A 14,603-nucleotide genomic window follows, 5' to 3' on the forward strand; every position below is an offset into this window, starting at 1 on the left:
CCGCTACCCACACCCAGGGCGCGTCTACACCAACCACCTCAAGCCGGACACCCCTCACGACTTTGCCGGGGCCCTGGGGATGTGGTGCCGAGATTGACAGATGATCTGTCAATCGAGAGCGGCTACGGGGAGTCGAACCCCGGTCTGCTGCATGGCAAGCAGCCGCACTGCCGTTGTGCTACAGCCGCGTATCAAGCGACGGCGAACGCCGCGTACTTCTTGTCGAGCGTGATCTTTTGAACAACGTGACGAACAACCTCGTAGGGGATGAGGTATTGCGTGCCCCCACCGGTCGAGACGAAGAAGTAGTCGACCATGCCGGGCTCGTAGGGCCTCTCTCGGTAGCAGCCGCGTGAGTTGGCCTGCACCGTGTTGTCGAACACCGTCCGCGTCAGGCGAACCGCGTAGCGCCCGTTCTTCTCGCGCGTGTTGGTCGTCTTGACTTGGACCTTCTTCAGTCCGTCGTCGGAGTCCACAACCAAGTCGTAATGCGTCGGTTCCAGCGGGATCGAGACTGGATAGCCACGGTCAAGAAACCACCGAGCAGCGGAGCTGAGGCCGGAATGGGCGCCGTGCGTCGGTGAGCGAGTGAACGGAATCGCCACGGAGTCAACCGGGTCTTGCCCACGTGGGTATCCGAAGTGGGAGGCGTCCAGGCCGAGGGCTTCGGCCACACGGCGGACATCCCGCGAGTCACCCTTGCGGCTCTTGCCCACTGCCTCCATCACCTCAGCCCAACAGCGCGACCCGGCAACCGCTTCACGGAGTTGGTCATCGGTGTACTTGCGAGGCATTGGCATAACCAGAACACTACCAAGTTCTGCACGTGGTCCTGGCTTCGAGCCGACGGCCGGATTCGAACCGGCGACCTGCGCCCTACCATGGCGCTGCTCTGCCAACTGAGCTACGACGGCGTGCGTGCCCCGAGAGGGAGTCGAACCCCCAACCCGCGCGCCTTGAACGCGCTGCCTCTGCCGTTGGGCCACCGGGGCGTGGCTCCGGGAGCGGGAATCGAACCTGCGTCCTCTCGATCAAAGTCGAGGCGCCCAGCCAGCAGAGCATCCCGGAACGTTGGGGCGGGGCAGGGGGCCGGGGCGGTGACCACCACGCTGATCCGGGGAGCGAACCCGGCTCGCCGTTGGCCGGGCTGCGCAACCCGGCCGCGTGTTTCGCGGCGTCCGCCGCCCCCTTCCCTGCCCCGTCGAGCGGCCGACGGGCATCGAACCCGCTGCTTCGGTTTGGAAGACCGACGTGTCCGCCGAGTTCACCACGACCGCATGACGTGCCTTGCGTAGGCCGTAGGGGGCTCGAACCCCTAACCTCCTGGCTGAGAACCAGGTGAGCTGCCAACTTGCTCCAACGGCCCATGGAGCCGGCGGGGCCCACCGTCCGCAGGCCAGCGGACCCCACCAACGTGCCCTCCCCCCGACTTGAACGGAGTCCTCGGGGACTTCACTCCCATGCGCTGCCAGTTACGCCAGGAGGGCATCGGTACGTGGAGAAGAGGGGACTCGAACCCTGGCCTCCGCCCTGCCGAGGCGGTGCTCTCCCAACTGAGCTACATCCCCATGGTCCGGGACCAGCGAGTCGAACGCTGTGTCTCCCGCTCCCAAAGCGGGCGGTTGCCGTCTCCCTCGTCCCGGAGGTGTTGCCCCCCGGCCGGCCCGTGTCGGCGCCGGTCGGGGTCTTGCTATGCCATCCACTGTGGAGTTGAGAATCTGCAATGTCGCCGACCGCGGCCGGGACGAAAAGCAGGGGCGACAGGACTCGAACCTGCAACCTTCGGTTTTGGAGGCCGGTGCTCTACCAGTTGAGCTACGCCCCTAAAAGTAGTTCGGGTAACGAAAAAGCCGCCCTATCCCGGCGGGGTGGGCGGCTTCGCGTATGCGTCTGCGCTATTCGCGCCGCCACCCCGGCTTCCAGTTCTGCTCGCTCGCGCAGAGGTCGTGGGCTCGCCCGATCGAGGGCAGCACGACACCGCCGCGCGGCATGGACCGCGTGGTTTCGGTAGAGGCGTACTGCAACACGGGGGAGCTCCTCGGGTTGGTCGGCTTGACGTTGCTCATTCAAGGTAAGGGCGTCGTCCACGGTTGGCAATGGATATTTCAGAGCCGCATTCATGTGCCTTGCGACCGACGGAGGGTCAGTCGTTGAGGTACGCGTCCTGCGCCTGGGAGGCGTACGCAACCGGCGGCGCCGGGTGGCACGTTCCGCAGCGCCGGTAGTTCGCGCCGCCCTTCGGCCCGCGCACCGACCGGATTCATTCCGCGAGCTCGTCGCCGGTCATCCGGCGGGCCCAAAAGACGCACGTCAACCGGATCTTCACCAAACTCGGGGTGCGTGATCGGGTGCAGGCGGTGGTACTGGCGTACCAGTGCGGTGTGGCGCAGCTGAGGCGGTAGACGGTCAGCCCGGGTGTCCGTCGCCATCGTGGGCCGGGGTGCCCCTGCCCCGAAGCGCTCGACGCGGCCGACGTATCGATCGCCTTCGGTTAAGATGAGCCTCGGCCAGTCGATCATGACTGGAGAGCGTCGACAGGGGAGGATTCCGGATGAGGTTTGCGGGACGACTGGGCCTGCTCGCGGCCGTGACGGCCGCTGTTCTCTTCGGGGCCAGCGCACCGGCGAGTGCCGACCCGCCCGCGAACGTCCACTGGCTCTACACGTCGACCGGCAGCGGCGCGGTCTTCTTCGACGCCGATCTGGAGGGATATCCCTCGTACGAGAAGATCACCGTCTGTGACAACGTGACCGATGGTCGCGGCATCGTCGCCTACATCGAGGGCGTCCGGGTGAACCCCAGCAGCCCCACCGACCACGTCGGTTTCGAGTTCAAGGATCCCTCCAACGACGGCCAGTGCCGTTCGTGGGCCACCAACTACTTCGCCGACGGGTACGGCGTGTACGTCCAGGTCTGCGAGTACTGGGGCGACATGATCGAACACTGCGAATGGACCAGCAGGGGTGTGGCGTAGCAGCCCGATCGATGGGGATGTTGTCGAAGATGCCGCCGTCGACGACGTGGAAGGAACCGCGGCGTCAGCCGACCCAGCTGTAGCGACGTTCCGGCCGGCCCGCCGCGCCGTAGCGCAGGGTGACCTCGGCCCGCCCGGTGCCCGAGAAGTGCTCCAGGTAGCGACGGGCGCTGACCCGGGAGATGCCCACCCGGTTCGCGCACTCGGCCGCAGAGAGAGTGCCGGCCTTCTCCCGGAGGGCGCGTTCCACCAGCTCGGCGGTTTCCGGGCTGAGACCGCGGGGCAGGGCCGAGGTGGCGATGTGCGAGCCGCTGCGGGACAGCACCCGGTCGACGTCGGCCTGGTCGCTGACCACCGTCGCGCGCACCGAGTTCCGCCGGGCGGCGTACTGCTCCAGCCGGGTGCGCAGCTCGTCGAAGCCGAACGGCTTGAGTAGGTAGTTGACCGCGCCGTAGCGGACCGCCCGACGGACCGCCTCGGCCTCGCGGGCGGCGCTGATCACCAGGATGTCGCAGTCGTGACGGGCGGCGCGCAGCGCGGTCACCACGTCCAGACCGAACATGTCGGGCAGGTACAGGTCGAGCAGCACCAGGTCGGGCCGGAACTTGTCGACCGCGGCGACGGCTTGCTCGCCGGTGCTCGCGGTGCCGACCACTCGGAAGCCGTCGATCCGCTCGACGAAACCCCGGTGGATCCGGGCCACCATGAAGTCGTCGTCGACGACCAGGACGTCGATCACCGAACCCCCTCCAGCATGGTTGCCACCGACATCCGGGCGGTGAACATCGCGCCCTCCTCGGTGTTCGTCACCGCGATCTCGCCGCCGCGACGTTTGCAGACCAACCGGGTGAGCGCCAGCCCGATACCCCGCTCGCCACCCTGCGCCGCCTTTGTGGTGAAGCCGTGGGTGAAGACCTCCTGGGCCAGTTCCGGTGCGATCCCCGGCCCCGAGTCGCGGACGATGATCTCCACGGAGGAGGCGTCCTGGCGCAGCTCGACCTCCACCCAGGCCGGTGCGTCAACCCCGCCGGCGCGGCCGTTCGGGCCTGTGTTGCCGTCCACCGCGCCGGGGGCGCCGTCCGCCCGTCCGCCGGCAACGGCCTCCACGGCGTTGTCGACCAGGTTGCCCAGGACAGTGGCCACGTCCGCGGCGATCTCCGGCTCCAGCCGGTCCAGGCTGGTCCGCTCGGAGACCCGCAGCTCCACCCGGCGCTCGGCGGCCACGGCGGACTTCGCCATCAGCAGCGCGGCGACCGCGGTGTCGTGGATCCGGCTGGTCACGGTCAGGTCGAGCGACGCCCGGTGCCGGCTCAGCGCGTCCACGTACCGGACCACCTCGTCGTGCTCGCCGATCTGGATCAGCCCGGAGATGGTGTGCAGCTGGTTGGCGAACTCGTGGGTCTGCGCGCGGAGCAGCTCGGTGGTGCTCCGGAATGAGCCGATCTCCCGTTCCAGCCGGGCCAGCTCGGTGCGGTCCCGCAGCGTGGTCACCGAACCGAGCCGGCGACCGTCCTTGCTGACCGTCATCCGGTTCATCACCAGCACCCGTCCGCCGCGGACCACGACCTGGTCGCGGGCCTCTGGGCCGCTGGCGGTGCCGGCCAGAACGTCCCGCAGCCGGCCGGAGACGCGCAGGTCGGCGAGGCTGCGCCCGAGGCACTGCTCGGGTAGCCCGAGCAGCCGCCGCCCGACCGCGTTCACCAGGGTGACCCTCAGGTGCGGGTCCAGCGCGATCACGCCCTCGGCGATGCCGTGCAGCAGTGCCTCCCGGTGCTCCGCCAGCCCGGCGATCTCCCGTGGCTCCAGGCCCAAGGTCTGCCGCTTGATCCGCCGGGCCAGCAGCCACGACCCGACCACGCCGAGCGCGCTGGCGATGCCGAGATAGCTGAAGAGGTACGAGGAGGCACCGACCACCCGCTGCGACCAGGTCGGCGAGGCCTCGCCGATCACCACCACGCCGAGGTGGCGACCCAGGTTCTCCTCGCCGGCGCCGAGCACCGGAACTTGGGCGACCAGCTCCCGCGATCCGTCGACCTCGAGCTCCCCGAACCAGCTCCGCCCCTGCGCCACCCGCGGATCGCCGAGCACGACCGGGGTGCCGACCAGGGTGGGGTTGGTGGAGCTGACCACTCGCCCTCGGTCGTCGGCGACCGTCACCGAGGTGACCCCGGCCTGGGTGAGTACGTTCTGCACAAGCGGCGCGATCGACTCGCCCGGCGCCGGCCGGCTGAGCCGGTCGCGCAGCAGCGGGTTCCCGGCGAGCTGCTCGCCGAGTGCGGCGACCCGCCGCCCCTCCACCCGGTTGAACGTCGCCGCTGACTGGGCCAGCGACACGGCGGCCACCGCCAACAGCACCACGACGATGATCGCGAGCTGGAGGACCAGCAGCTCCCCGGCCAGGGTGCGTCGCCGGGTGGTGATCGCGACCACAAAGACCTCAATTTCCGCTGGTGACAGAAGGCAGACACGGCGTCCGCCCGAAGGCCATCATCTTGCCGCCGGACTCCTTCGAAACGGAAGAGAAACATGATGGCAACTCGGAGAAACCTGCTGGTCATGGGCGTCGCCGCCGCCACGGCGCTGGCGCTGGGCGCCTGCGGCGCCACCGCCGACAAGAAGGAGGGCGGCGCGGGGAACGGCGACGGCCCGGTCACCGGTCTGCGGATCATGGTGCCGAACACCCCCGGCGGCGGCTACGACACCACCGCCCGGACGGCCGCGAAGGTGATGGAGGACGCCAAGATCGCCACCGGCGTCCAGGTCTTCAACCTCCCCGGCGCCGGCGGCACCGTCGGGCTCCAGCGGATGGTGAACGAGAAGGGCAACGGCAAGCTCGCCATGCAGATGGGGCTGGGCGTGGTCGGTGCCTCATACACCTCGAAGTCATCGGCGACGCTCACCCAGACCACCCCGCTGGCCAAGATGATCGAGGAAGCCGGCGCGATCGTGGTGCCGAAGGACTCGCCGTACCAGACCATCGGTGACCTGGTGGCGGCCTGGAAGAAGGACCCGAAGGGAATCGCCGTCGGCGGCGGCTCGTCACCGGGCGGCCCGGACCACCTGCTGCCCATGCAACTGGCCAAGACCGTCGGCATCGACCCCCGGCAGGTCAACTTCGTCTCGTACGACGGTGGCGGCGAGCTGCTGCCGGCGGTGCTGGGCGGCAAGGTGGCCTTCGGCGCCAGCGGCTTCGGCGAGTTCCTCGACCAGGTCGAGGCGGGCCAGATCCGGGTGCTGGCGGTGACCAGCGAGCAGCCGGTCGAGGCGCTCAAGGAGGTGCCGACTCTCAAGGCGTCCGGGATCGACCTGGTCTTCACGAACTGGCGCGGTATCGTCGCCCCGCCCGGCATCAGCGACGCCGACAAGCAGGTGTGGATCGACGCGCTCACCCGGATGCACGAGTCCGACGCGTGGAAGGCCGAGCTGACCAAGCGCGGCTGGACCGACGCCTTCGTCACCGGCGACGACTTCGCCACCTTCCTCACCGAGCAGGACAAGTCGGTCGCCGAACTACTCAAGCAGCTCGGTCTGGCATGACCGACATGACAGCCCGGCCCGGCCGGGACGGCGACCCGCCGTCCCGGCCGGCCGGAGACGAGGACCGGGCGGCGCGGACCGTCCCGGTCCAGGGCGGCGACCCGGCCCGGCGGCCGGCTCCGGACGCCGACCGGGACGGTGCGCCGGCTCCCGCCCTGACGGACGCGGTGGCGGAACGACCCCCCGGCCGCGACCGGGCGCAGTACGGCGTGTGCGCGTTCCTCGCCCTGGTCGGCGCGCTGGTCATCGTCGACGGCGTCCGGACCGGGCACTCGATCAGCACCGCCGACCCGATCGGCCCGAAGCCCGTGCCGATCCTGCTCGGCATCCTGCTGCTGGTGGTCGCCGCGATCTACGCCGTCGACGTGGCACGCGGCGGCGCGGGCGAGCCCGAGGCCGGCGAGGACGTCGACCTGAGCAGCCCGATCGACTGGCGCACGGTACTGCTGCTGATCGGCGCCTTCCTGGTCAACGCGGTGCTGATCGACCGGCTCGGCTGGGTGATCAGCGGCACCCTCCTCTTCTGGGGCTCCGCGTTCGCCCTCGGCAACCGGCACTACGTCCGCAACCTGCTGATCGCCGTCGCGCTGTCGCTGATCACCTTCTACACGTTCGCCATAGGGCTCGGCGTCAACCTGCCCGCCGGCGTGCTGCAAGGAATCCTGTAATGGAGAATCTCGGTCATCTGCTCGACGGGTTCGCCAACGTGGTGACCCCGATGAACCTGCTGATCGCGCTGCTCGGCGTGACCATCGGCACCGCGGTCGGTGTACTGCCCGGGATCGGGCCGGCGATGACAGTCGCGCTGCTGCTGCCGGTGACCTACGGGATGGAGCCGACCCAGGCGTTCATCATGTTCGCCGGCATCTTCTACGGCGGCATGTACGGCGGCTCCACCACGTCGATCCTGCTGAACACACCCGGCGAGTCCTCCTCCGTGGTGACCGCGATCGAGGGCAACAAGATGGCGAAGGCGGGTCGGGCGGCCCAGGCGCTGGCCACCGCCGCCCTCGGTTCCTTCGTCGCCGGCACCATCGCCACCCTGCTGCTGGTGGTGGTCACACCGCCGGTGGTGTCGTTCGCGATCAGCCTCGGCGCGCCGGACTACTTCGCCCTGATGCTGCTGTCGTTCGTGGCGGTGACGGCGGTGCTTGGCGCCTCCCGGGTGCGGGGCTTCGCCTCGCTGCTTCTCGGCCTGGTGATCGGCGTGGTCGGCATCGACTCGGTGAGCGGCCAGCAGCGGCTCACCTTCGGTATCCCGCAGCTCGCCGACGGGCTCGACGTGGTCGTCGTCGCGGTGGGCATCTTCGCCGTCGGGGAGGCGCTGTGGATCGCGGCGCACCTGCGCCGCAGGGCGGCCGAGGTGATCCCGGTGGGCCGCCCCTGGATGGGCCGTCAGGACTGGAAACGCTCCTGGAAGCCGTGGCTGCGCGGCACCGCGTACGGGTTCCCGTTCGGGGCGCTGCCGGCCGGCGGGGCGGAGATCCCGACCTTCCTGTCGTACGCGACCGAGAAGAAGCTCTCGAAGCATCCGGAGGAGTTCGGCCGGGGCGCGATCGAGGGGGTCGCCGGTCCGGAGGCGGCCAACAACGCCTCCGCCGCCGGCACGCTGGTGCCGATGCTGGCGATCGGCCTGCCGACCAACGCCACCGCCGCGGTCATGCTGGCCGCCTTCCAGCAGTACGGCATCCAGCCCGGCCCGCTGCTCTTCGAGCGGGAGTCCGGCCTGGTCTGGACGCTGATCGCCAGCCTCTTCATCGGCAACGTGCTACTGCTCGTGCTCAACCTGCCGCTCGCGCCCGCCTGGGCCCGGCTGCTGCAGGTCCCGCGCCCGTACCTCTACGCCGGGATCCTCTTCTTCGCCTCGATGGGCGCCTACGCGGTCAACGCTCAGCCATTCGACCTGTTCCTCCTGATCAGCCTCGGCCTGCTCGGGTTCGGCATGCGCCGGTTCGGGCTGCCGGTGCTGCCACTGATCGTCGGTGTCATCCTCGGCCCCCGGGCGGAACTGCAGGGCCGGCGGGCGCTGCAACTCTCCGGTGGCGAGCTGTCCGGCCTGCTCGGTGGCTGGGTGTCCTGGCTGATCTACGCCACCGTGCTGGTGGTGCTGCTCTGGCCGCTGCTCGGCCGGTTCGTCGTACGACCGCTTCGGGAAAGGGTGGTGACCGGATGACCGTGCTGGTCGGGTATGTGCCGTCGGCGCTGGGCGAGGCGGCCCTGCGGGCGGCGGTCGAGCAGGCCCGGTTCCGCGACGAGCCCCTGCTCGTGGTCAACACCTCCCGCGGGGATGCGTACGTCGACCCACGGTTCGCCCAGGACCACGACCTCGAACGGGTCGGCCGGGAGCTGACCGGGCTGGGCGTGCGGCACAGCGTCCGGCAGCTGGTGCGGGGGCGGGACGCCGCCGAGGAGATCGTCGAGCTGACCGAGGCCGAGGACGTGTCCCTGGTGGTAATCGGTATCCGGCACCGCACCCCGGTGGGCAAGCTGATCATGGGCTCCACCGCGCAGGAGATCCTGCTCCGCGTCCGCTGCCCGGTGCTCGCCGTCAAGGCCGACTGAATGCGACGCTCCATACCGTCGACGGGGACCCCTTCCTGGACCAGCCGGGGGCAGCGTCCGCTGGCCCCCGGCAGGTCAGCTGACGCCGTAGACCTCCACCTCGAAGACCCGCGCCAGGCCGTCGGTGGGACTGGGCTCGGTGAACACCACGCGTACCTGCTCGACTCCGTGCGGCGCGCCGCTCAGGTCGACGTTCGCCGGGCTGGCGGTGTTTTGCTCGACCGAACCGACCGGCCGCCACGTGCCCTCGATCAGCACCTCTACCCGGATGGCCCGCACCCGCAGCGCGTCGGACCCGGCCACGCCGCTGTAGAGGGCGAGCCGGGACAGCTCCGCGGGCCGGCCGAGGTCGAGGGTGAGGGTCGGAGACGGGTCGCCGGATCCGGAGATCCACCGGGCGCCGGTCCGGTCGCCATCCACCGCGTTGGCCGCGACGTTGGTGGAGAGCACCGAACTGGCCGTCACGGTGGCGTCCCGAGCGAGGTTGTCTCCGCCCGTACGGACCTGCAGGGTCAGCGGTATCTCCAGCCGGTGCCCGCCCCGGGTGTACGAGACGGTCAGCGGGACCTGCGCGTCGTACTCCTCACCGGCGGGCACCCGCACCTCGATCGTGGCCGTGGCCGCCTGCCCGTCGGGCAGCCGCTCGACGTCCTGCCGTATCCGCGTCTGCCATTCGGCGGGCGCCTCGGTGTGGATTGCGAGCCCGGTGACCGGGCCGGGGCCGTCGTTGCGTACCCGCAGCACGGCGGTGCCCGACCGGCCGGGTAGGACGGTGATCCGGGAGTCGTCCAGCCCGACGTACAGTCCGGCCGGGGCGGGCGGCTCGTTCGCCGAACCGACGGCCAGGTAGGCCACGTCCAGCTCCGGCACGGTGCGTCCGGTCGCCACGTCGGCGATGGTGGCTCCCCACCGGGTGTTCGCCACGTTTGTGGGGCGGTAGCCCCGGGTGCCGCGGATCACGATCCCGCTGCTGTCACGGATGCCCACCGCGTACGGGTAGGGCCGGAGGACCGTCGCCACCCGGAAGAACACCGTGTTGGCGAAGAGCACGTCGTGGACGTCGTCCAGCTCGACCGCCTGTGAGCGCCATCCGTAGATGTGGTCCTCGGTCTGCAGGGCGTGCAGCTCCCAGTTGCGCACCCGGCGCAGCACGACCTCGCGGTGTTCGTGGTGCTCCACCGACACCTCGTACATGCGGCCCCGGACGGCGGTGTCCTCGACCAGGAACCCGTTGTCCGCCCAGCCGGCCACGCTCCAGATGTTGGCGAAGGTCCCACCGCCGCCCTTGACCCAGAAGCTGTACTTGTGCCGGCCCCGGTACTGGTAGCCGGGGTCGCCCGCGCCCGGGTCGTCGGGCTCGGTCTCCTCCGGAGCCCACTTCACGAACTGGGTTGCGATGTCGGCGAGGTGGCTGTGCGCACCGGACTGCCAGAGCACGTGCACGGAGCCCGCGGTCTGCCGGGCCGAGTCCAGGCCGAGACCGACGACCTGGTTGGTCCCGCCGGGCGGGGTCTGGATCATCGGTCGGGGACGGTCCGGGTCGGCGAACGCGGGGTCACCATCCGGCAGCTTCAGCCACGTCTGCCGCGGGTGCAGGCCGATCAGGTTGCTCTGCGGTCGCAGCCGCAGCGTGTCCCCGATCAGGTACTCGCCCATCGGCACGTACACGGTGTCGTGCTGGTCGATCGCCTGCTGGAAGATGGCGTGGTCGTCGCTGGTGCCGCTGCCCACCGTGACCCCCCTGGCGGCCGCGTAGTCGACCAGGTTGACCCAGTCGTCGCTCGGGGGCGGCAGGGGGATGTCGGAGCGCAGCAACCTGTGGAAGCTCGCCGGTGCGGCGGGTGTCGCCGAGACCAGCACCTGGTCGCTGCGCCGCTCGCCGTCACCGAGCGCGTCGCTGACGCGGAGCCCGAGCGTGGCGTCCCGGACCAGGTATGACGGGCCGGGGCCGACCCAGGTACGTCCGCTCGGGGCGGTGGTGAGGAGCGCACCCACCCCGGTCACTCCGGTCTGGACGACGTTGAGCTGGTTCTGGGCACGGACGAGGTCCGGCTCCTCGGTTGCCGGGACCGAGTCGCTGTCGTTGAGCGTGATCGCCGCCCCGGCGATGTCCTCGAAGACGGAATCCTGCACGTACAGCCGCTGGGTCTGGCCGGAGGTGGCGACGATGCCGGCGGGCGTGTGGGCGATGCGGTTGCGGATCAGGCTCAACTTGCTGTCGGTGTGCAGCTTGACGGCCGCGTCGCGTTGTCCCTCGAACGTGGTGTCGAGCACGGTCGTCTGCCAGCCCGGTGAGGCGGCGTAGGCCAGCATGCCGAACCGGCCACCGTGGACCTTGACCCGCTGGATCAGGTTGGCGTTGTGGTCGATGCCGGCATAGCCGTCCCCGACATGGATGTCGAGGTCCTGCAGGAGGAACATCTGGGCACCGCTGAAGCGGACCGCCACGGCCGCGGGGTTGCCCGCACCGATGCGGATGTCGAGGTTGATCAGGCCGGTGCCGAAGGTGTCGTTGTTGCCGAAGGTGCGGGCTGCGCCGGGCTGGTATGGCCGGCGCACGGCCGTGAACAGGAAGGAATCGGTGCCATCCTGGAAGCCGGGGGTCGATTCGCCGAGGTGGAACTCGGGCCGGGTCGCTCCGAAACCGATCACGCGTACGGAGGCGTGCAGGTCCACGCGCCGGGAGAGCCGGTAGCGGCCCTCCGGCACGAAGACCACGCCGCCGCCGTCGCCGACCGTCACGTCCCGTGCCCCGCCGACGATGTTGCCCAACCAGTTCTGCCCGCCGCGGCGGGACGCCTCGTCGATCGCCGCCTGCAGCGAGGCCGTGTCGTCGCCGATGCCGTCGCCGTGCACCGGGAACTGCTCGCTGCCGAGGACGACCGCGGTCGGATCGGTCGGCATCGTCCGGTAGACCGACGTCGACGAGGCCGGCCGAGCTGCGGCGGCGGGGCCGGTCGCCGGGACCGCCGCCGTCGCGGCCAGCAGGACGAGACCGACCACCAGGCCGACCGCCGTCCGTCCGGGCGCGGGCCGGGCCGCGACGGTCCGCCGGAGTTGGGATTCGATCATCGGTACGTCTCCCTGCAGGTGGCTCGGCCGAGGTGGTGGGTGACCCGCGACGGCGGGGCGGTCGTCCGGTCAGGACAGTCGTAGACGAGGTTCCAGGGTCACCTCGAAGAGTCGGTCCCACGGCAGCTCGACCCGGGCCGACTCGAAGCGCGTCAGGGGCGCCGTGAACGTCTTCGCGCCCCGCCGGCCCAGCAGGACGCGGTGCCCGGCGAAGTGGTCGGCGAAGTACCGCTCGGTCAGCGGCACCAGCCGGTCGCGTACCCAGCCGTCGAAGTAGCTCTTCTGCTCGGGGGAGAGCGCGAGTGGGTTCCAGCCCTGGGCACGGGCGTGCGCGTACGCCTCGACCTGTACCACGTTCTTCCACGCGTCGTCCTTGACGAACCGGTAGAGCAGGTACTCGGCGTGCGACTGGGCGGGTCCGGGCAGATCGGGCACGCCGTACCCGTTGCCGGCGGAGTGAAGGTGGGCCCAGCGCGCGGTCCCGTGCCCCAGCGCCAGCCCGAGCGCGTTGCCCCCGGTGTTCCACCCCGAGTAAGACAGCAGGGCCACCAGGTCCAGCCGGGCCTCCATCCGCACAACCAGATCGTGGTCCGCCTTGTTCACGATCAGCGGGTCCACCACGATCACCGGCGTGCCGGCGGCCAGCAGTCCGCCGATCCGCCCGACGAAGGCGTCCAGGTCGCTGGCCCGCTGCGCGGGCGCCGCCGAGGGCGTGTTCACCGCGAGCACGATGTCCGCGTCGCCGTCCACCATCCGTCCACCGACGGCGCGCACGTGCCGGCGTATGTTCTCCGCGAACCGGATGCCCTCCAGTTGAGCGGTCCAGTCCTCGCCGGAGATACCCGCGTACTCGACTCGGTAGGTCGGCGTGGCACCGGCGGCGAGCACCCGTGCGACCAGCAGTGCGTCGACCTCGTCGGCGCCGGGGAAGATCTCTACCCGGTCGCCGACGCCAAGCCGTGCCACCAGCGCCTCCAGTTCGACCCGCTCCGCCCGGGCCAGGCCGACCGGTGCGGTGTCGTCCTCCGAGAGCACCAGATGGTCGATGGTGCCGTCGGCGGCCCACTCGACCATCAGTCGGTTGATCTGGTGGTTGCGGGCCCGCGCGGCGAGGTAGTCCTCGACAACCTGGTCCGGGATCTGCGCCCGGACGGCGTCGAGCCGAGCCCGCAACTCCTCCTGCCCGAGGTTGACCACCTGGTCGTAGAGCTTCGCCCACTCGACCAACAGGTCCCGGTACCTGTCCAGGTCGGTGCCGGTGCTGGTGATGGCCAGCCGCTGGATGGTGTCGTGCACCTCGATCACCGCCCCCGGCCGGGTCACGCGCAGGCGTCGGATCGCGGCCAGGTTCTCCAGCGCGGCGACGAGGGTCGGAGCGGCGGTGCGCGAGGCGATCAGGCCCCCGTAGGCGAGCATGCTGACCGAGATCACGTACCCGTCGACGACGTCGTCGGTGGCGCCGAGCCAGCGGGCGATGGCGGCACCGTCGCCCGGGGTGAGGAAGCGGCCCAGCAGTTCCCGGGGCGGCAGGTGCACCGCGGCGCCGGCGCTCGCCGCGGTCATCTGCGGGCAGTAGGTGTTGACCGGCCGGTCGTCGAGGGGCACCAGCGCCACTGCTCGCTGCCGGTCCGGTGGTGCGGCGGACGCCGGTCGACCGATGGTTGCGGCAGTCAACCCGGCGACGCCGGTGGCCAGGAGGGTCCGTCTCTTCATCTGCTCTCCCTGTTCTCCGGGGCGCCGTACGCGCGGGGGGTGGCCGGTACGAGCTGCCGGGTGATCCACAGCGGCGAGGTGACGGCGTTGCCCGTCACCACCGCATGGGCGCCGACCTCGAAGGCCCGGCGGATCTGCTCGGTCGTGCGGTACCGCCCTTCGGCGAGCACCGGAACCGGCACCAGTGCGACGAGTCGCGCCACGAGCTCGAGGTCGGGCCGGTCAGAGCGCGGGCTGGCCGGGGTGTAGCCGGACAGCGTGGTGGCGACGGCGTCCGCGCCCGCCTCGACGGCGGCGACGCCCTCCGCCGCGGTGGAGACGTCGGCGAGAACCAGTGCGTCGGTCCGCTCCCGGACCGCCCGGACTGTGTCGGCGAAGCTCCGCCCGTCCGGTCGCGGCCGGTCCGTGGCGTCGACCGCGACGATCTGGGCCCCCGCGAGCGCCACCTCGACCGCGTGGGCGGCCGTCGGGGTGATGAAGACGTCGTCCGTGCCGTCCTTGTACAGGCCGATCACCGGCACGTCGACCACGGCGCGGACCGCACGGACGTCGTCCGGTCCGTTGACCCGGACCGCGACCGCGCCGCCGCGTACCACCGACGCCGTGACCCGGGCCTGGACGTACGGATCCCGCATCGGGTCGTCCGGCTCGTCGGGCAGCGGCTGGCAGGACACCACCAGCCCGGCGGCCAGGTTGTCGAGCACAGTCACCACGTCCGGTCCCTCCACATCGGCTCGCACCGCTG

General features: G+C 70.6%; 11 protein-coding genes and 7 tRNA genes. 5 read left to right on the forward strand and 13 right to left on the reverse strand.

Translation table 11 applies throughout. From position 1 onward, the window contains the following. Nucleotides 1–117: 117 nt before the first annotated feature. The 8 genes from ACVCAH_RS33660 to ACVCAH_RS33695 all read right to left on the reverse strand — a co-directional run bounded on the left by ACVCAH_RS33660 (nt 118) and on the right by ACVCAH_RS33695 (nt 1,825). Nucleotides 118–188, reverse strand: a tRNA-Gly gene (locus ACVCAH_RS33660). Nucleotides 189–191: 3 nt separating this feature from the next. After that, entirely contained in the window at nt 192–716 is a 525-nt protein-coding gene (locus ACVCAH_RS33665; RefSeq protein WP_447140280.1) for a group I intron-associated PD-(D/E)XK endonuclease, read from the reverse strand. Nucleotides 717–841: 125 nt separating this feature from the next. After that, nucleotides 842–914 (reverse strand) — tRNA-Thr (locus ACVCAH_RS33670). Between the two features lie 5 nt (nt 915–919). After that, nucleotides 920–992, reverse strand: a tRNA-Leu gene (locus ACVCAH_RS33675). A 1-nt stretch (nt 993) separates the two neighbouring features. Beyond that, nucleotides 994–1,068 (reverse strand) — tRNA-OTHER (locus tag ACVCAH_RS33680). Nucleotides 1,069–1,204: 136 nt separating this feature from the next. Next, nucleotides 1,205–1,277, reverse strand: a tRNA-Gly gene (locus tag ACVCAH_RS33685). Between the two features lie 15 nt (nt 1,278–1,292). Further along, nucleotides 1,293–1,366 (reverse strand) — tRNA-Glu (locus tag ACVCAH_RS33690). 386 nt (nt 1,367–1,752) lie between these two features. Next, a tRNA-Trp gene (locus tag ACVCAH_RS33695) sits at nt 1,753–1,825 on the reverse strand. A 726-nt stretch (nt 1,826–2,551) separates the two neighbouring features. Here ACVCAH_RS33695 and ACVCAH_RS33700 point away from each other — a divergent pair. After that, nucleotides 2,552–2,974, forward strand: coding sequence for a hypothetical protein (locus ACVCAH_RS33700; protein WP_447140281.1), 423 nt, complete (start codon nt 2,552–2,554; stop codon nt 2,972–2,974). Nucleotides 2,975–3,038: 64 nt separating this feature from the next. On the opposite strand, the gene ACVCAH_RS33705 is transcribed toward ACVCAH_RS33700, so the two are convergent. After that, on the reverse strand, nt 3,039–3,713 hold the full coding sequence (locus ACVCAH_RS33705; RefSeq protein WP_447140282.1) for a response regulator: 675 nt from the start codon (nt 3,711–3,713) through the stop codon (nt 3,039–3,041). Further along, nucleotides 3,710–5,404: an ATP-binding protein gene (locus ACVCAH_RS33710; RefSeq protein ID WP_447140283.1), complete on the reverse strand. Its 1,695-nt coding sequence runs from the start codon at nt 5,402–5,404 to the stop codon at nt 3,710–3,712. The genes ACVCAH_RS33705 and ACVCAH_RS33710 overlap by 4 nt, the downstream gene beginning before the upstream one ends. A 99-nt stretch (nt 5,405–5,503) precedes the next feature. Here ACVCAH_RS33710 and ACVCAH_RS33715 point away from each other — a divergent pair, with 99 nt between their 5' ends. From ACVCAH_RS33715 to ACVCAH_RS33730, 4 genes are read left to right on the forward strand one after another with little or no spacing between them, the layout of a single operon-like run. Then, a complete protein-coding gene (locus ACVCAH_RS33715; protein ID WP_447140284.1) occupies nt 5,504–6,511 on the forward strand; it encodes a Bug family tripartite tricarboxylate transporter substrate binding protein in 1,008 nt (335 codons plus the stop codon). Then, entirely contained in the window at nt 6,508–7,179 is a 672-nt protein-coding gene (locus ACVCAH_RS33720; protein WP_447140285.1) for a tripartite tricarboxylate transporter TctB family protein, read from the forward strand. The genes ACVCAH_RS33715 and ACVCAH_RS33720 overlap by 4 nt, the downstream gene beginning before the upstream one ends. Continuing rightward, nucleotides 7,179–8,684: a tripartite tricarboxylate transporter permease gene (locus ACVCAH_RS33725; protein ID WP_447140286.1), complete on the forward strand. Its 1,506-nt coding sequence runs from the start codon at nt 7,179–7,181 to the stop codon at nt 8,682–8,684. The genes ACVCAH_RS33720 and ACVCAH_RS33725 overlap by 1 nt, the downstream gene beginning before the upstream one ends. Further along, nucleotides 8,681–9,073, forward strand: a complete 393-nt coding sequence (locus ACVCAH_RS33730; RefSeq protein WP_447140287.1) for a universal stress protein — start codon at nt 8,681–8,683, stop codon at nt 9,071–9,073. The genes ACVCAH_RS33725 and ACVCAH_RS33730 overlap by 4 nt, the downstream gene beginning before the upstream one ends. A 75-nt stretch (nt 9,074–9,148) precedes the next feature. Here the strand turns inward: ACVCAH_RS33730 and ACVCAH_RS33735 are convergent, their stop codons facing one another. The 3 genes from ACVCAH_RS33735 to ACVCAH_RS33745 all read right to left on the reverse strand — a co-directional run bounded on the left by ACVCAH_RS33735 (nt 9,149) and on the right by ACVCAH_RS33745 (nt 14,598). Further along, nucleotides 9,149–12,145 carry a glycosyl hydrolase family 28-related protein gene (locus tag ACVCAH_RS33735; protein WP_447140288.1) on the reverse strand — a complete coding sequence of 999 codons (2,997 nt, stop codon included), beginning with the start codon at nt 12,143–12,145 and terminating at the stop codon, nt 9,149–9,151. 69 nt (nt 12,146–12,214) lie between these two features. Next, nucleotides 12,215–13,858, reverse strand: coding sequence for a DUF4127 family protein (locus tag ACVCAH_RS33740; protein WP_447140289.1), 1,644 nt, complete (start codon nt 13,856–13,858; stop codon nt 12,215–12,217). Further along, nucleotides 13,855–14,598 carry an N-acetylmannosamine-6-phosphate 2-epimerase gene (locus ACVCAH_RS33745; protein ID WP_447140290.1) on the reverse strand — a complete coding sequence of 248 codons (744 nt, stop codon included), beginning with the start codon at nt 14,596–14,598 and terminating at the stop codon, nt 13,855–13,857. The genes ACVCAH_RS33740 and ACVCAH_RS33745 overlap by 4 nt, the downstream gene beginning before the upstream one ends. Between the last annotated feature and the right edge of the window lie 5 nt (nt 14,599–14,603).

This window comes from Micromonospora sp. LZ34 (assembly GCF_052981855.1).